The sequence below is a fragment of the Bacillus sp. VA15 genome (assembly GCF_055721145.1).
In genome coordinates this window covers 1-15,885 of the sequence record NZ_JBVQPQ010000015.1, presented here as the reverse complement: position 1 = coordinate 15,885, position 15,885 = coordinate 1, and the positions used below count along the sequence as shown (strand labels likewise).

Annotated in this window: 16 protein-coding genes, 1 tRNA gene, 2 rRNA genes, 1 other RNA gene and 1 other annotated feature; of the genes, 5 read left to right on the top strand and 15 right to left on the bottom strand. The window is 42.0% G+C overall.

Features of this window, described 5'->3' with window-relative positions; genetic code table 11:
• The 8 genes from AC0DBE_RS21440 to tadA form a co-directional block, all read right to left on the bottom strand.
• A 16S ribosomal RNA gene (locus AC0DBE_RS21440) occupies positions 1-223 on the bottom strand; the annotation flags it as partial.
• 311 nt (positions 224-534) lie between these two features.
• Entirely contained in the window at positions 535-798 is a 264-nt protein-coding gene (gene bofA / locus AC0DBE_RS21435) for a sigma-K factor-processing regulator BofA (RefSeq protein ID WP_072565615.1), read from the bottom strand.
• Positions 799-864: 66 nt separating this feature from the next.
• Positions 865-1,089, bottom strand: coding sequence for a YaaL family protein (locus AC0DBE_RS21430; protein WP_014112283.1), 225 nt, complete (start codon positions 1,087-1,089; stop codon positions 865-867).
• Positions 1,090-1,106: 17 nt separating this feature from the next.
• Positions 1,107-1,703, bottom strand: coding sequence for a recombination protein RecR (gene recR, locus AC0DBE_RS21425; protein ID WP_003225425.1), 597 nt, complete (start codon positions 1,701-1,703; stop codon positions 1,107-1,109).
• Between the two features lie 14 nt (positions 1,704-1,717).
• Positions 1,718-2,041 (bottom strand): YbaB/EbfC family nucleoid-associated protein, encoded by a 324-nt coding sequence (locus AC0DBE_RS21420; RefSeq protein ID WP_003225427.1) that lies wholly within the window; start codon positions 2,039-2,041, stop codon positions 1,718-1,720.
• Positions 2,042-2,064: 23 nt separating this feature from the next.
• Positions 2,065-3,756, bottom strand: a complete 1,692-nt coding sequence (gene dnaX / locus AC0DBE_RS21415) for a DNA polymerase III subunit gamma/tau (protein ID WP_472963711.1) — start codon at positions 3,754-3,756, stop codon at positions 2,065-2,067.
• Between the two features lie 129 nt (positions 3,757-3,885).
• Positions 3,886-4,150, bottom strand: an RNA gene (gene ffs / locus AC0DBE_RS21410) — signal recognition particle sRNA large type.
• 82 nt (positions 4,151-4,232) lie between these two features.
• A complete protein-coding gene (gene tadA, locus AC0DBE_RS21405; RefSeq protein ID WP_014112280.1) occupies positions 4,233-4,718 on the bottom strand; it encodes a tRNA adenosine(34) deaminase TadA in 486 nt (161 codons plus the stop codon).
• Between the two features lie 85 nt (positions 4,719-4,803).
• Between tadA and AC0DBE_RS21400 the strand changes: the two genes are divergently transcribed.
• From AC0DBE_RS21400 to dck, 4 genes are all read left to right on the top strand, one after another.
• A complete protein-coding gene (locus AC0DBE_RS21400; protein ID WP_133489392.1) occupies positions 4,804-5,349 on the top strand; it encodes a cysteine hydrolase family protein in 546 nt (181 codons plus the stop codon).
• 69 nt (positions 5,350-5,418) lie between these two features.
• Positions 5,419-6,702: a LysM peptidoglycan-binding domain-containing protein gene (locus tag AC0DBE_RS21395; RefSeq protein ID WP_472963708.1), complete on the top strand. Its 1,284-nt coding sequence runs from the start codon at positions 5,419-5,421 to the stop codon at positions 6,700-6,702.
• 98 nt (positions 6,703-6,800) lie between these two features.
• Positions 6,801-7,424: a deoxyguanosine kinase gene (gene dgk, locus AC0DBE_RS21390; protein ID WP_061187061.1), complete on the top strand. Its 624-nt coding sequence runs from the start codon at positions 6,801-6,803 to the stop codon at positions 7,422-7,424.
• Positions 7,421-8,074, top strand: a complete 654-nt coding sequence (dck, locus tag AC0DBE_RS21385) for a deoxyadenosine/deoxycytidine kinase (protein ID WP_013307891.1) — start codon at positions 7,421-7,423, stop codon at positions 8,072-8,074. The genes dgk and dck overlap by 4 nt, the downstream gene beginning before the upstream one ends.
• A 111-nt stretch (positions 8,075-8,185) precedes the next feature.
• Here dck and AC0DBE_RS21380 read toward each other — a convergent pair.
• The 6 genes from AC0DBE_RS21380 to guaB form a co-directional block, all read right to left on the bottom strand.
• Positions 8,186-8,278 (bottom strand) — tRNA-Ser (locus AC0DBE_RS21380).
• Positions 8,279-8,412: 134 nt separating this feature from the next.
• Positions 8,413-9,690, bottom strand: coding sequence for a serine--tRNA ligase (gene serS, locus AC0DBE_RS21375; RefSeq protein ID WP_061187062.1), 1,278 nt, complete (start codon positions 9,688-9,690; stop codon positions 8,413-8,415).
• A 55-nt stretch (positions 9,691-9,745) separates the two neighbouring features.
• Positions 9,746-9,958 (bottom strand) — a binding site (T-box leader).
• Between the two features lie 52 nt (positions 9,959-10,010).
• The gene (gene pdxT, locus AC0DBE_RS21370) at positions 10,011-10,601 is read right to left on the bottom strand and encodes a pyridoxal 5'-phosphate synthase glutaminase subunit PdxT (RefSeq protein WP_472963705.1); all 591 of its coding nucleotides are present in this window, start codon (positions 10,599-10,601) and stop codon (positions 10,011-10,013) included.
• 21 nt (positions 10,602-10,622) lie between these two features.
• Positions 10,623-11,507, bottom strand: coding sequence for a pyridoxal 5'-phosphate synthase lyase subunit PdxS (pdxS, locus tag AC0DBE_RS21365; protein ID WP_472963703.1), 885 nt, complete (start codon positions 11,505-11,507; stop codon positions 10,623-10,625).
• Between the two features lie 196 nt (positions 11,508-11,703).
• Positions 11,704-13,035 carry a D-alanyl-D-alanine carboxypeptidase gene (dacA, locus tag AC0DBE_RS21360; protein ID WP_072565611.1) on the bottom strand — a complete coding sequence of 444 codons (1,332 nt, stop codon included), beginning with the start codon at positions 13,033-13,035 and terminating at the stop codon, positions 11,704-11,706.
• 151 nt (positions 13,036-13,186) lie between these two features.
• On the bottom strand, positions 13,187-14,653 hold the full coding sequence (guaB, locus tag AC0DBE_RS21355; protein WP_014112273.1) for an IMP dehydrogenase: 1,467 nt from the start codon (positions 14,651-14,653) through the stop codon (positions 13,187-13,189).
• A gap of 120 nt (positions 14,654-14,773) precedes the next feature.
• On the opposite strand from guaB, the gene AC0DBE_RS21350 reads away from it, so the two are divergent.
• Positions 14,774-15,721, top strand: a complete 948-nt coding sequence (locus AC0DBE_RS21350) for a YaaC family protein (protein ID WP_472963716.1) — start codon at positions 14,774-14,776, stop codon at positions 15,719-15,721.
• Between the two features lie 39 nt (positions 15,722-15,760).
• Here AC0DBE_RS21350 and rrf read toward each other — a convergent pair.
• Positions 15,761-15,876 (bottom strand): 5S ribosomal RNA (gene rrf, locus AC0DBE_RS21345).
• Positions 15,877-15,885: the final 9 nt, after the last annotated feature.

Sequence of the window (15,885 nt, the reverse complement as noted above, 5' to 3'; positions counted from 1 at the left end):
TAGCCGAAGCCACCTTTTATGTTTGAACCATGCGGTTCAAACAAGCATCCGGTATTAGCCCCGGTTTCCCGGAGTTATCCCAGTCTTACAGGCAGGTTACCCACGTGTTACTCACCCGTCCGCCGCTGACATCAGGGAGCAAGCTCCCATCTGTCCGCTCGACTTGCATGTATTAGGCACGCCGCCAGCGTTCGTCCTGAGCCAGGATCAAACTCTCCGATAAATGGATCACAGGTTAAGTCCACCGCATCCTGCGGCGACACCTGTGTGACCTGCGTCGTGCAGGCCCTAGTTTGACTGACTACGCACATCGCTGTGCGATTTTATAAAAAATGAATTAACAGGTACGTTTTGTCTTGTTTAGTTTTCAAAGAACTTTGTCTATCGCTCTTTAAGCGACTTTATAATCATAACATTTACCGCCGCTCTCGTCAATAACTTTTTTCAACAATTTCTTTTCAAAAAGCGATTCGTCATCAGCGACGTATATTAGAATAACACCTTAGATTATTAAAGTCAACATATTAATATCATTTAAATAATAAATTGCTTAATGACGACTAACGCGGCTATTCCCGGTATCCCTAAAATCCCGCTGATAGCTGTTGTGACCAGATTAATCGGCACATGAATGCCAAGGCTGCCGCCAAACATATTTACACAAACCAGCAGCAAAGCGCCCGCCACAAATTTAACAGCTGTGATACCAATCCACTTTAACGGCTTTGCAACTGAACCTGATAAAAAAAGAAGAATAACCAGTCCTAAAATAATCCCTATAATAAAAATAGGCTCCATGAATCTTCTCATCTCCCTTGCTTGTTCTAGTACAAGCTTATGAGAAGATCCAGGAGTTTAGACCACTTACTTCCACCGGCTGATTTTTAAATTTCTCTGTTTCGCTTCCCTCAAGTAAAAAAAATACTTCGCTTCAGCTACTTTCAGTTCGTATAACACTTCAGCAGACGGTTCTAAGCTTTTTTCAACCAGCTTTTTTTGCCTGTTCCACTCTTCCTTTTGCTTAAAAAGCTGCTCAATTAGTTTTTCATCAAACTCTCTTCTCAATGTTTTCTTGCGAAGAAAACCCATGGATCGCTTTTTCCTCCTTACAATTCACGTCTTCCTTCAAGTGCTTTAGAAAGAGTGACCTCATCAGCATATTCCAAATCGCCGCCGACGGGCAGTCCGTGGGCAATACGGGAGAGCTTAATACCAGACGGCTTCAGGAGCCTTGATATATACATCGCCGTTGCTTCCCCTTCTATATTAGGGTTAGTTGCGAGAATCACTTCTGTCACTTGATCATCCTGTAATCGTTTTAACAATTCTGGTATTTTAATATCCTCTGGTCCGATGCCGTCCATTGGAGAAATGGCGCCGTGAAGAACGTGATACTGTCCGTTGTATTCCTTCATTTTCTCCATAGCGATAACATCCTTAGGGTCTTGCACAACACAGATAACGGACTTATCCCTGCGTGTATCTTCACATATATAGCACGGGTCCTGATCTGTAATATGCCCGCAAACTGAACAATATGTCAGATTGCGTTTCGCATTTACTAATGCTTTGGCAAAATCTAATACCACATCTTCTTTCATACCTAGAACAAAAAAAGCCAGACGAACCGCTGTTTTCGGTCCGATCCCTGGCAATTTCATAAAGCTGTCAATCAGCTTTGATATTGGTTCAGGATATTGCATGTTCTTTTATCCCCCTAGAATAAACCTGGCATGTTCATTCCCTTTGTAAATTGACCCATTGTTTCGTTTGTGATCTCGTCAACTTTTTTCAAAGCTTCATTCGTTGCAGCAAGCACTAAATCTTGAAGCATGTCGATATCTTCCGGATCAACGACTTCCTCTTTGATGATGACATCCAGGATTTCTTTTTGGCCGTTTGCTTTTACTGTTACCATACCACCGCCTGCAGTTCCTTCAACAACCTTTTCTGCAAGCTCTTCTTGAGCCTTCGCCATGTCCTTTTGCATTTTTTGCATTTGTTTCATCATTTTTTGCATATTTCCCATTCCGCCACGCATAGCATTCACTCTCTTTCATTTTGTTAGTCTTTTATTTCAATTAAATCCGCTCCGACAAGCTTTTTCGCCTCGGCAATAAGCGGGTCTTCTTCAGCCGGTTCATTTGATCCTTCATTTTCCTGCTGATGATCTACTAAAAATTCTTCTCTTATTTTACCCCATTGTGCTTCAGGAACGCCAATCAAATCCATTCTTTTTCCGAGCATCGATTCTAGAATCTGCTCAAGATTTGTCCGGACTCCGTTATTATCCTCGGCGACCATTTTACAATGAATTTCATATTTGAATTTCAGAACAAATGCCGCTGAGGCGGCAGCCACAGGTTCACTGTCATTCAGCAAAGCGGCATGTGATACTTTGTTTTGCTGTTTGAGATGAGCAAGAAGCTTGCCCCAGCTGTTCCTGAGCAGGTCAAGATCCGGTCTCGTAGCTTCCTTCAGAATTTCATGAATTCTCCCGACTGGCGCTTTGTAATTGGATTTCCCGCCCTTAGGCACACGCGGTGTTTCTTTTTTCGGGCTTTCCGCCGCTGCTTTAATTCCTGTTGTTTTAAGCCGCTCCACTTCCTGCTCGAGCTGCTGAATTTTTTTCATCAGCATATCGACTTCCGGCAGGTCAGCTGCTGATTGATGAGACGTTTGGCAAATCTTCACCACTGCCACTTCAAAAAAGATACGGGGATGATTTGTCCATTTCATTTCCTGGTGGCTTTTGTTCATAATATCAATCATTTCATATATGGCCTGTGCCGGAATTTGTTCGCTTAGTCCTCGGAACGTTTCATCAACTTTTACTTTTTCAAGCACTCCTTCTAAGCCAGGGGCTGTTTTGTATAGCAGCATGTCCCTGAAATAGAAAATCATATCCTCTATCAGCTTAGCTGGATCTTTCCCTTGCTGAAGCAGTTCATTTAATGTTTCCAGTGCGTCAGAAACGTTTTTATCATGCAGGGATTGCGCCAGCTTCCCTATATATAATTGAGAAACAGCTCCCGTAATCAAAAGCGCATCTTCGACTTTCAGAACATCACCGCTGAATGATACCGCCTGATCAAGAAGGCTCAAAGCATCCCTCATACCGCCATCTGCAGCACTCGCAATGATATCAAGCGATCCCTCTTCCACTTGCAGCTGTTCTGCATCAACAATTTTATTCATACGTCCGACAATCGCTTGGGATGTAATTCGTTTAAAATCAAAACGCTGACATCTGGAGATAATGGTTAAAGGAATTTTGTGCGGTTCGGTTGTTGCTAAAATGAAAATACAATGCTCGGGCGGCTCTTCTAATGTTTTTAGCAATGCATTAAAGGCACCGATAGAAAGCATATGTACCTCATCTATAATATATACCTTATATGTGACGGCCGACGGGGCAAACTTCACTTTATCGCGAATGTCACGGATCTCATCAACACCGTTGTTAGAAGCGGCGTCAATTTCTATGACATCGGATATTGACCCGTTTGTTATCCCTTTACAGGCCGCACATTCGTTGCATGGCTCATCAACAGGAGCATGTTCACAGTTGACAGCCTTGGCAAATATTTTGGCTGCACTGGTTTTTCCCGTTCCTCTTGGCCCGGAAAATAGGTAGGCATGAGAAAACTTTTTTTGCAAAAGGGCATTTTGCAGCGTTTTTGTAATGTGTTCTTGTCCAACCACATCTTCAAAGCGCTGAGGCCTGAATACTCGATATAAAGCTTGGTAACTCACGGGTTTGCCCTCCTCCGTTATTCATCATTCCCATTATACATGAACCTTGTTTCGATTCCAAAAGCTCTTTTTACATAACAAAAAACTCACCTAATGATAGGTGAGTCTGAAAATTTGATGATTGATTTACCGTGCACCTTCTGTCGATTCGCTACCCTAAGCGTTACTTAAGCAGTTAGCTCGGCCCAGGCAACCCTGCGGCACATGAGAGGTTTCACTTAATGCTGCTTCCTTCCGGACCTGACATGGTTCATGAATTCCCATTGCGCAGGACCCAAACGTCAACACCACTTACTTAAGGCAGACCTTAAAGTAAACGAACCTCGAGAAGGGATTCGGCCCCGCTAGAGCGGATTGCAGGTACAGGGCACCGCTACCTCCCCGCTTAGCACGGCAAAATAAATATCAAATTTTATATCGCATCTATTGCGATGCATACATAAGTATATCGTTTCCCCCTAAAAATTGCAACCGGACTACTCAGACAAGTTTTTCCTGAAGGCTTTCTTCTTTTTTCGCAGTTCTCTAAAAAATGAACTGAGCATTCCTCCGCATTCCTCCTCAAGCACTCCGCTCACCACTTCAGCCTGGTGGTTAAAGCGCTCTTCCTGCAAAAGGTTCATAAGCGTACCTGAACAGCCGCCTTTAGGATCAAATGCACCAAATACCACTTTTTCCACTCGCGAAAGCACAACGGCACCGGCACACATCGGACAAGGTTCAAGTGTCACATAAAGAGTTGCCCCCTCCAGCCGCCACGTTCCCAGCGCCTTACACGCTTCATCAATCACAAGCATTTCCGCATGAGCGATTGACCGCTGCTCCGTCTCTCTTAAATTATGTGCACGCGCTATGATTTCATCGTTAACGACAAGCACGGCGCCGATTGGCACTTCACCTTTCTCTTCAGCTTTTTTCGCTTCTTTAATTGCTTCTTTCATATAAAGTTCATCTTGTGTCATAAGGATAAGCTCTCTTTTCAAAGTTTTTTCATTGCCTAAAAAGGCTACATATTAACTATAACTGAAACGGAAAGGAGACTGTCGATTGTCCAAAGCAGACACAGCTCTTCTCATTGTAGACATGATCAATAATTTTGAATTCGATATGGGAGAAAGCCTCGCTAAAAAAACAGAAAAAATCGTTCCTCACATTTTATCATTAAAGGAGCATGCGAGACAAAATGACTGGCCGATTATTTACATTAATGATCATTACGGACTTTGGCAAGCTGATATTAAAAATATTCAGCAAGAATGCACGAATGAAAAAAGCAAGGATATCATCAGACAGATAGCGCCGGAAGATGCTGATTATTTTTTAATCAAACCGAAACATTCCGCCTTTTACGAAACAGCACTTCACACTCTCCTTACCGAATTGCAGGTGAAGCATATTATCTTAACAGGTATAGCCGGTAACATATGCGTGCTATTTACCGCTAATGACGCTTACATGAGGGAATACAGCATCACGATTCCTAAGGACTGCATTGCCTCAAATCGTGACGAAGATAACGAATTTGCCTTAACCATGATGGAGAATGTTCTTTTCGCAGAAATTACGACCGAGGAACAAATTACAGAAAAATAAACATGATCAGCGCTTTTCTTTCATACATTGATAGCGATATGAAAGGAGGCGTTTTTCATTCAAATTTATGTGGTGAAACAAGGCGACACTCTTTCTGCTATCGCTTCACAATACAGAACAACTGTAAGTGAAATCACAGAAACGAATGAAATACCGAATCCCGACAGCCTTGTTGTCGGACAAACCATTGTCATTCCAATAGCCGGCCAGTTCTATGATGTTCAACAAGGTGATACCCTGACATCCATCGCACGGCGGTTCAATACAACGGCAGCCGAACTTGCCAGGGTTAACCGAATCCAGTTAAATACCGTATTGCAGATTGGTTTTCGCTTATACATCCCTCCCGTTCCTAAACGAGACATCGAATCAAATGCTTATTTGGAACCCCGCGGAAATCAAGTCAGCGAAAATCTCCAGCAGGCGGCCAGAGAAGCGTCGCCCTACTTAACGTACCTTGGCGCATTCAGTTTCCAGGCACAGCGTGACGGAACCTTAGTCGCACCGCCTTTAACGAATTTAAGAAGCATTGCAGAGAATCAAAACACGACATTGATGATGATTATAACGAACCTAGAAAACCAGGCATTCAGCGATGAACTCGGCCGGATCCTTTTGAACGACGATACTGTGAAACGAAGACTTTTAAATGAAATAGTCGAGAATGCAAAAAGATATGGTTTCTATGATATTCATTTTGACTTTGAATATTTGCGGCCTGAGGATAGAGAAGCCTATAACCAATTTCTCCGCGAAGCAAGGGATCTTTTCCATCGAGAAGGCTTAGAAATTTCTACAGCGCTCGCCCCTAAAACAAGCGCAACACAGCAGGGCAGATGGTACGAAGCCCATGATTACAGAGCCCATGGCCAAATTGTCGACTTTGTTGTTCTCATGACATATGAATGGGGCTATAGCGGCGGGCCGGCTCAAGCCGTTTCGCCAATCGGGCCTGTTCGGGATGTCATAGAATACGCTTTGACTGAAATGCCTGCGAATAAAATTGTCATGGGCCAGAATTTATATGGGTATGACTGGACACTGCCATACACAGCAGGTGGAACCCCGGCAAGAGCAATAAGCCCTCAGCAAGCCCTTGTCATTGCCGATCAAAACAATGCAACCATTCAGTATGACCAAACAGCTCAAGCGCCTTTCTTCCGCTATACTGATGCTGAAAACAGAAGGCACGAGGTATGGTTCGAGGATGCCCGCTCGATCCAAGCAAAATTCAATCTGATTAAAGAGCTGAATTTAAGAGGCATCAGCTATTGGAAATTAGGTCTTTCCTTCCCGCAAAACTGGCTGTTGCTGTCTGATCAATTTAATATTGTCAAAAAGACGTTTCGATAATTTGGAAACGTCTTTTTTTCATGGGGGCACCCAAGGGTTGTGATACAATATGAAGGTCGGTAACTGACGAACGTTTTTCAGAAATAAGGAGGATTCCGATGAATACAGCCCCTTTTATTGCAATAGAAGGTCCTATCGGGGCAGGAAAAACAACCCTCGCGACAATGCTCTCACAAGAGTTTGAATTCCCTATGATTAGTGAGATTGTTGAGGACAACCCATACCTTGATAAGTTTTATGACAATATAGAGGAATGGAGCTTCCAGCTTGAAATGTTTTTTCTTTGTCACAGATACAAACAGCTTGAAGACACCAGCGATCACTTTTTAAAAAAGGGACAACCTGTGATAGCTGATTATCACATTTATAAAAATGTGATTTTTGCAGAACGCACCCTGTCTCAGCTTCAGCTGGAAAAATATAAAAAGATTTATCACCTGCTAACGGATGATCTGCCAAAACCAAATTTCATCATTTACATAAAGGCTAGTCTGCCCACATTGTTACACCGCATTGAAAAACGCGGACGCCCCTTTGAGAAAAAAATTGAAACAAGCTATTTGGAGCAGCTGATCGCAGATTATGAAGTCGCCATCAAACAGTTGCAGGAAGCCGATCCTGAACTTACAGTGCTAACTATAGATGGTGATTCAAAGGATTTCGTTTTGAATAAGAGCGACTTTGAACGCATTGCCGCCCATGTAAAGGAGCTTATCGTATGAAGGAACATCATATCCCTAAGAATTCAATTATCACAGTAGCAGGAACAGTAGGTGTCGGAAAATCGACTTTAACAAAAGCTTTGGCTAAAAGGCTTGGATTTAAAACCTCTCTGGAGGAAGTCGATCATAATCCATACTTAGAAAAGTTCTATCATGATTTTGAACGTTGGAGCTTTCACCTGCAAATCTATTTCTTAGCTGAACGATTCAAAGAACAGAAAACGATTTTTGAAGCCGGCGGAGGATTTGTACAGGATCGTTCTATTTATGAAGACACAGGAATTTTTGCAAAAATGCATGCTGACAAAGGGACAATGTCAAAGATTGATTATAAAACTTACACAAGCCTTTTCGAAGCAATGGTCATGACACCGTATTTCCCACACCCAGATGTATTGATCTATTTAGAAGGAGATCTGGAGAACATTTTAAACCGGATTGAAGAACGAGGCCGTGAAATGGAGCTTCAGACAAGCCGGTCTTATTGGGAAGAAATGCATACACGCTATGAAAACTGGATAAGCGGTTTTAATGCCTGCCCTGTTTTAAAGCTCCGTATTGAGGATTATGATCTGCTGAATGACGAAAGCTCGATTGAAAATATTGTAGATCAAATCGCTTCAGTTATTCATGAAAATCAAAAAAAGTGAATCTCAGCTGAGATTCACTTTTTCTTTATAATAAAAAATCCGTTGCATCGAATGCAACGGACAAAACAATCTCCAATATATGCTTGTGTTTCATTAGAATTAAAATCAATATGGCGGAGGAAGAGGGATTCGAACCCCCGCGGGCTTTGACACCCCTGTCGGTTTTCAAGACCGATCCCTTCAGCCGGACTTGGGTATTCCTCCGTATCGACAAGACTTACTATATCATGAATGTTCTTATATGGTCAAGCATTTTTAAAAACTTTTTTGTTTTTATAAAAATATCGTGTTTACTCAGGCAAAAAGGCGCACCTTATCAGGTACACCTTTTCACAATTTTATGGTTTTATTACTTCTTTATTCCCCATATAAGGGCGAAGCACTTTTGGAATTACAACGCTTCCGTCTTCCTGCTGATAATTTTCTAAGATAGCGGCTACTGTTCTTCCAACCGCCAGACCTGACCCGTTCAGTGTGTGTACATGCTCAGGCTTGCCTTTCGCTTCACGTCTAAAACGAATGTTCGCACGTCTTGCTTGGAACGCTTCGAAGTTGCTGCAAGAAGAAATTTCACGATATGTGTCTTGGCTTGGAATCCAAACTTCGATATCGTATTTTTTCGCAGCCGTAAAGCCTAGATCACCCGTACACATGCTCATGACACGATATGGGAGCTCAAGCAGCTGGAGAACTCGTTCTGCTTGGTTTGTAAGCTTCTCTAATTCTTCATAAGAATCTTCAGGCTTCACAAACTTCACAAGCTCAACTTTATTAAATTGGTGCTGACGGATCAATCCGCGTGTATCACGCCCTGCTGAACCAGCTTCAGAACGGAAGCAAGCACTGAATGCCGCATAGTTAATCGGCAGACTGTCACCTGAAAGGATTTCATCGCGATGCATGTTTGTAATCGGGACTTCCGCAGTCGGAATTAAGAAGTAATCTTCTTCTCTGATTTTAAACGCATCCTCTTCGAATTTAGGAAGCTGACCCGTTCCCGTCATGCTTGCGCGGTTTACCATATAAGGTGGAATCACTTCAGTATAGTTATACTCATCTACATGAAGATCAAGCATAAAGTTATAAAGCGCACGCTCCAGACGAGCACCTAAACCTTTATAGAACACGAAACGGCTTCCTGTTACTTTTGCAGCACGTTCAAAATCTAGTATACCCAGCTCATCTGCAATATCCCAGTGCGGCTTCGGCTCGTAAGCAAATGAAGGCTTTTCGCCCCATTTACGCACTTCTATGTTGTCGTCTTCTGTTTCACCGACAGGGACAGACTCATGCGGAATGTTTGGGATTGAAAGAAGAATGGTATCAAGCTCAGATTCCACTGATCTTAATTCTTCATCAAGTGTTTTAATTTCCTCGCCGACTTCACGCATTTCTTTAATAATGTGATCCGCGTCTTTTTTCTCACGTTTCAGTACAGCAACCTGCTGAGATACTTCATTCCGTTTTCCTTTTAACTCTTCAACCTTGCCGATAAGCTCTCTTCGTCTATCGTCCAGCGCCTCAAACTTATCAAAATCAGTTAAGTCTTCGCCTTTGTGTACAAGCTTTGCTTTAATTTCTTGAAAATTTGCTCTCAGCATTTTTGTATCAAGCATGCGAAACACTCCTTTTTTATTGATTTGTCGAAAATAAAAAGAGCCCTCATCCCCATAAAGGGACGAGAGCTCTCGCGTTGCCACCCTGATTGAAAACAAGCCAAAGACTCGTTTTCCACTTTCACACATAACGGTTATCCCGTAAATGCCTACTTGTTTCAGCATTTCGCTCAAGGATGGATTCAGACAGCATCTTTCACCGATTCGCACCAACCATCGGCTCTCTTAGAAAGAGAGGCTTCTTACTAGTTCCTATCAACGCTTTTCGATCTTTATTTGTGCTTATAATGTACTATAAGTTTCCACAGCTTTCAACTGTTTTATACAAGTGCTTTCTGCTTGTATTCCTCAACCATTTGAACAAACAGCTGTGTCACTCGGTGATCTTCTGTCAGCTCCGGATGGAACGAGCAGCCCAGGAATTGATCCTGTTTAGCAGCTACAATACGACCATTATGCTCCGAAAGAACCTCCACATTTTCACCAGCTTCTAAAATATGCGGCGCGCGGATGAATACCCCTGTAAAAGGCTCGTCCAGGCCTTTGATTGTTAAATCAGCTTCAAAGCTGTCAACCTGCCGGCCAAACGAATTACGCTCAACAACCACATTCAGCAGACCTAAATGAGGATTATCTGAACCAGCAATTTCTTTTGCTAATATAATTAATCCGGCGCATGTCCCGAACATCGGTTTTCCCTGAGCAGCAAAATTACGAAGCGGCTCCATGAATTGATACGTATCAATCAAACGACGCATCGTCGTGCTCTCACCGCCAGGTAAAACCAGTCCGTCAATTTCGTTCAGCTGCTCAGGGCGTTTAACGACAAGACCAGCCGCACCGCATGCTTCAATTGCATGGATATGCTCTCTAACTGCTCCTTGAAGTCCTAGTACTCCTATTGTTAACATGTCAGCAGCGCTCCTATATTCTTACCAGCCGCGTTCTTGCATACGCTGTTCTGGAAGTAAGTTTGAGATTTCAATCCCTTTCATTGCAGTACCAAGCTCTTTTGAAAGCTCAGCGATCAATTTGTAATCAGTGTAGTGAGTTGTAGCTTCCACAATTGCTTTCGCAAACTTAACAGGGTTGTCTGATTTGAAAATACCAGAACCAACAAAAACTCCGTCAGCACCAAGCTGCATCATGAGAGCAGCATCAGCAGGAGTGGCTACGCCGCCAGCGGCAAAGTTAACGACAGGAAGCTTGCCATCTTTTTTAATTTGAAGAAGAAGTTCATAAGGAGCACCTAAGTTTTTCGCTTCTGTCATGAGTTCATCCTCACTCATCGCAACTACTTTGCGCACTTGAGCGTTTACTTTGCGCATATGGCGAACAGCCTCAACGATATTCCCTGTTCCAGGCTCACCTTTCGTACGAAGCATAGAAGCGCCTTCAGCAATACGGCGTGTTGCTTCACCAAGATCACGGCAGCCGCAAACGAAAGGAACTGTGTATTCATTTTTATTTAAATGAAATTCTTCGTCAGCCGGAGTCAGAACTTCACTTTCATCAATATAGTCAACACCCATAGCTTCAAGCACACGCGCTTCAACAATATGTCCGATACGCGCTTTTGCCATTACTGGGATAGATACTGCATTCATTACTTCTTCCACGATTGTAGGGTCAGCCATACGGGCAACTCCTCCAGCCGCGCGAATATCAGCTGGTACACGCTCTAGCGCCATTACAGCTACAGCTCCAGCCTCTTCAGCAATTTTCGCTTGTTCCGCATTGATGACGTCCATAATGACGCCGCCTTTTTGCATTTCTGCCATTCCGCGTTTTACACGTTCAGTACCTGTTTGAGCCATTTCTTGGTCCCCCTAATCAAGGTATAATTGTATAATTTCTAATCCTTATTGTATCCTAGAAATCCAATAATTCATATGGATATATATTATTTTATTCGGTTTTTAGCGCTTTGAAAATCATTTTTTCTTAAAAATTGGGTTTTTTCTGTATATTAAACGAAAGAGCCCTAACATACATCAGAGCTCTTTCATTTGATTAAAACCAGCCGGTTACCGTATCAACAATGCTTCCCCAAATGCCGGCGAAAAATCCGCCAATACTGCGCATTGTCAAAACAAACCAGTTTGCTTTTTCTACATTTTCTTTTGTAACAAGGTCTACGCCAGCAAGATTGCTGTTAAGGAATCCGTAATCCTTTTCATCGCCTGTATATTCCGCAGTCAGTTTCCCAACCTTGGTTCCTTTTTTCACAGGAGCAGTCAAGGTCTCTTTATTTAGTGTGACCTTCGCTTTGTAATTCTTTTCTTCGCCATTTTTGACAGGAAGAGAGAACGCTTTGTTTGTCACAATGCCTACTTCTTTCTCTTTACCCTTATCAACTGAAATTGTTTTATGGCCTTTTACTTGATCGCCTTCAGCATAAATTTCTTTCATGGAGAAATTGTCGAAAGCATAATCGAACATTTTTTTCGTTTCATCGAAACGGCCTGTATGTAGATTGCCTTTTGCGTTTAATACAACAGTAATAACACGCATTCCATTGAGTTCAGCTGTTCCTGTAAAGCATGAACCGGCAGAGTCAGTAGAACCTGTTTTCAGTCCGTCTACAGTCGCTTTTTTATACTCGCTGACAAGCCCTTTCAGCATAAAGTTCCAGTTCGGCATGTCCATTTCATCATCAGTGCCTTTTCTGAACTTCGTTTTGGCGATACTGGAAGTCTCCAGAATCTCAGGGTAGTCAGTAATCAAGTGATCCGCAAGAATCGCCATGTCCTTAGCAGAAACTTCACTTTCTTCATCTACGCTTGTCCCCTCAGGCTGATGCCCGTGAAGATCTTTGTTTTCAAGACCTGTTGCATTAACAAATTTGTAATCTGTTAAGCCTAGTTCTTTTGCTTTTGCATTCATTTTCTCAACAAACTTAGTTTCAGAACCCGCAACGACTTCTGCTATCGCAATAGCAGCAGCATTTGCAGAGTAAATTGCTGTAGCTTGGTATAATTCTTTTACTGTGTATTTCCCGTCTTTCCGAAGAGGAACGTTTGATAAGCTGTTATCTTGGGAAATCTCATACACATAGTCATCAGGCGTATAGGTTTGATCCCATTTCACTTTACCCTGATCAATTGCTTCTAATAACAGATACTCTGTCATCATTTTTGTCATACTGGCAATTGGCAGTCTCTTATCTGCATTTTTACTGTACAGAATTTTACCTGAAGAAGCTTCGATCATAATAGCAGCAGATGCATTGATATCAATTGGATCGCTGGCTGCTTTTGCTTTTGACATTGGAGCCAGACAAGTGACAGCTAGTGTTAACACAACCAATGACATCAATAGCTGTTTACATTTCTTGATGTTCAATCGTACGACCTCCGTATTTCATATTCTTCATCTATAATTAAGCCGTTAAGGACATTTTCATGCACAACAGTATAAATTTTATCATAATCAGTATAAAAAAAATAGACAGAGTCAGAGACCCTGTCAAATGTTTTTAATTTGTAACAATTTATTATGAAATTGTATAGTTCGGAGATTCTTTTGTAATCTGTACGTCATGCGGATGACTTTCACGAAGTCCTGCGCCAGTCATGCGAATGAACTGGGCTTCTTCTCTTAAAGCGTGAAGATCTTTGGATCCGCAATATCCCATACCAGAACGAAGACCGCCGACTAGCTGATAAACTGTTTCTTCAACTGGTCCTTTGTAAGGTGTGCGTCCTTCAATTCCTTCAGGAACAAATTTTTTGTTTTCTTCTTGGAAGTAACGGTCTTTACTTCCTTTTTCCATTGCAGCAACTGACCCCATACCGCGGTATACTTTAAATCTTCTGCCTTGGTAGATTTCAGTTTCACCAGGGCTTTCTGACGTGCCTGCAAGCAAGCTTCCGAGCATAACAGCATGTCCGCCGGCTGCCAATGCTTTAGTAATATCGCCAGAGAATTTAATTCCGCCGTCGGCGATGATTGTCTTGCCGTGTTTTCTTGCTTCAGTCGCACAATCATAAATCGCTGTAATTTGCGGAACACCGACACCCGCTACAACGCGTGTAGTACAAATTGAACCAGGTCCGATTCCAACTTTGACAACGTCTACTCCAGCTTCGATAAGAGCTCTTGTCGCTTCAGCTGTTGCCACGTTCCCAGCAATAATGTTTAATTCAGGATATGTTTCACGGATTTTTGTTACTGTGTTTAATACGCCTTGAGAATGTCCGTGAGCTGTATCAATAACAATAACATCGACATTGGCTTCAACAAGCTTTTTGACGCGAGTCATTGTGTCGCCAGTTACGCCAACTGCCGCGCCAACGATCAGACGGCCGTGAATGTCTTTAGATGAGTTCGGGAACTCAATGACTTTTTCAATGTCTTTGATTGTGATAAGGCCTTTTAATTTATTCTGGTCATCAACGAGAGGAAGCTTTTCAATTTTATGTTTCTGCAAAATCTTTTCAGCTTCATCAAGAGTGGTTCCTACAGGTGCAGTAACAAGCTCTTCTTTCGTCATGACATCGCTTATTTTCATTGAGTAGTCAGAAATAAAACGAAGATCACGGTTTGTTATAATTCCGACAAGCTTTTGGTCTTCTTCATTATCTACAATCGGAACACCAGAAATTCTGTATTTCCCCATCAAGTGCTCCGCATCAAATACTTGGTGATCAGGAGTTAAAAAGAAGGGATTTGTGATAACGCCGCGCTCAGAACGCTTTACTTTATCAACTTGTTCAGCCTGCTGTTCAATGGACATATTTTTATGAATGATGCCCAAGCCGCCCTGTCTAGCCATTGCAATTGCCATTGCTGATTCTGTTACAGTGTCCATACCTGCGCTGATGACAGGAATATTCAGCTTTAACGTTTTTGTAAGTTCTACAGATAAATCCACATCACGCGGAAGTACCTCTGACTTGGCTGGCACAAGCAGCACATCGTCGAACGTTAAGCCTTCTTTTGAAAATTTACTTTCCCACATTAGTAAATCCCCCTCTTTTCGGCAAAATATTATATGTAGATTATCAACTAGCCAAGAGCATGTCAAGGAAGCGAGAAAGAGTTGAAATATTTAGATAACGGAAAGGATAAAGAAATACATATGACATATCATGAGTGGAAAGACTTAGCGCTATTTTATTCCGTTGAATCAACCCAGAAATTTCTAGAAAAGGTTTATACCTTAAACGGTATTGACGATGCGAAAAAGAACTCTTTTAAAAACAGTGAACGGTTTATTTATTTCTTAAAGCATGCCGAATCGTTTTATAAACAAGCTTCATATTCCCCTTTAGAAATCAAACCGATTCTTTTATTTTATGGAATGGCTCAGCTTATCAAAGCATGCCTCATAACACGGGATCCTCATTATCCAAGCCATACATCAGTACTGGCACATGGCGTAACAACAAGAAAGCGAAAGAAACAGAATTATTGTTTTAGCGATGATGAAGTGAAAATACAACGGAACGGCCTATGCATACATTTCATGAAACACTTATTCGGACAATCGGATATAGTAGATGAACGGTATACCATGAAAAAATTATTAATGGCGATTCCAGAACTAAGTGATACTTTTTATTTTCAGCAGAAAGAACGTTTTATGACAAAAGTCGAGAAGGAAAAGGACAGGATTTCTGTACCAGAGGATGTGGTGATCAATTATAAAATGTCTGATTCAAGATTTGCCGAATATATGTCCCATCATTTTCAATGGTCTTTTGAAAGAAAAAATGAACACGAGCTGCTGTTTGAAATTTCACCGCAAGACACGAAGCCATGGACATCAAACAGCTTGTTGTATGACATGGGTAAGAACCAATATTTTATCCCTTCTCAAAGGGAACAATTTCTGAGACTTCCAGAAATGGCAATTCACTATTTAATTTTGTACAACATAGGGATGATTGCGAGGTATGAGACAGAATGGTGGTATGAGTTGTTAACGCAGCATATAAGTGATGATTACGTGCTAATTCAGCAGTTTTTATTAGTGACAGAAAACAAATTCCCAAAATACGCTTTACAATTTCTTCTTCATTTTTGATAAACAAAAAACCCAGCTCAATGAGCTGGGTTTTACCTTGCTTGGCGGCGTCCTACTCTCACAGGGGGAAACCCCCGACTACCATCGGCGCTGAAGAGCTTAACTTCCGTGTTCGGCATGGGAACGGGTGTGACCTCTTCGCTATCGCCACCAAACAAATTGAG

Coding starts and splice junctions, on each gene's coding strand:
- bofA (WP_072565615.1), bottom strand. CDS start 798: ATGGAGCCTATTTTTATTATAGGGATTATTTTAGGACTGGTTATTCTT.
- AC0DBE_RS21430 (WP_014112283.1), bottom strand. CDS start 1,089: ATGGGTTTTCTTCGCAAGAAAACATTGAGAAGAGAGTTTGATGAAAAA.
- recR (WP_003225425.1), bottom strand. CDS start 1,703: ATGCAATATCCTGAACCAATATCAAAGCTGATTGACAGCTTTATGAAA.
- AC0DBE_RS21420 (WP_003225427.1), bottom strand. CDS start 2,041: ATGCGTGGCGGAATGGGAAATATGCAAAAAATGATGAAACAAATGCAA.
- tadA (WP_014112280.1), bottom strand. CDS start 4,718: ATGACACAAGATGAACTTTATATGAAAGAAGCAATTAAAGAAGCGAAA.
- dgk (WP_061187061.1), top strand. CDS start 6,801: ATGAATACAGCCCCTTTTATTGCAATAGAAGGTCCTATCGGGGCAGGA.
- dck (WP_013307891.1), top strand. CDS start 7,421: ATGAAGGAACATCATATCCCTAAGAATTCAATTATCACAGTAGCAGGA.
- serS (WP_061187062.1), bottom strand. CDS start 9,690: ATGCTTGATACAAAAATGCTGAGAGCAAATTTTCAAGAAATTAAAGCA.
- pdxT (WP_472963705.1), bottom strand. CDS start 10,601: ATGTTAACAATAGGAGTACTAGGACTTCAAGGAGCAGTTAGAGAGCAT.
- pdxS (WP_472963703.1), bottom strand. CDS start 11,507: ATGGCTCAAACAGGTACTGAACGTGTAAAACGCGGAATGGCAGAAATG.
- guaB (WP_014112273.1), bottom strand. CDS start 14,653: ATGTGGGAAAGTAAATTTTCAAAAGAAGGCTTAACGTTCGACGATGTG.
- AC0DBE_RS21350 (WP_472963716.1), top strand. CDS start 14,774: ATGACATATCATGAGTGGAAAGACTTAGCGCTATTTTATTCCGTTGAA.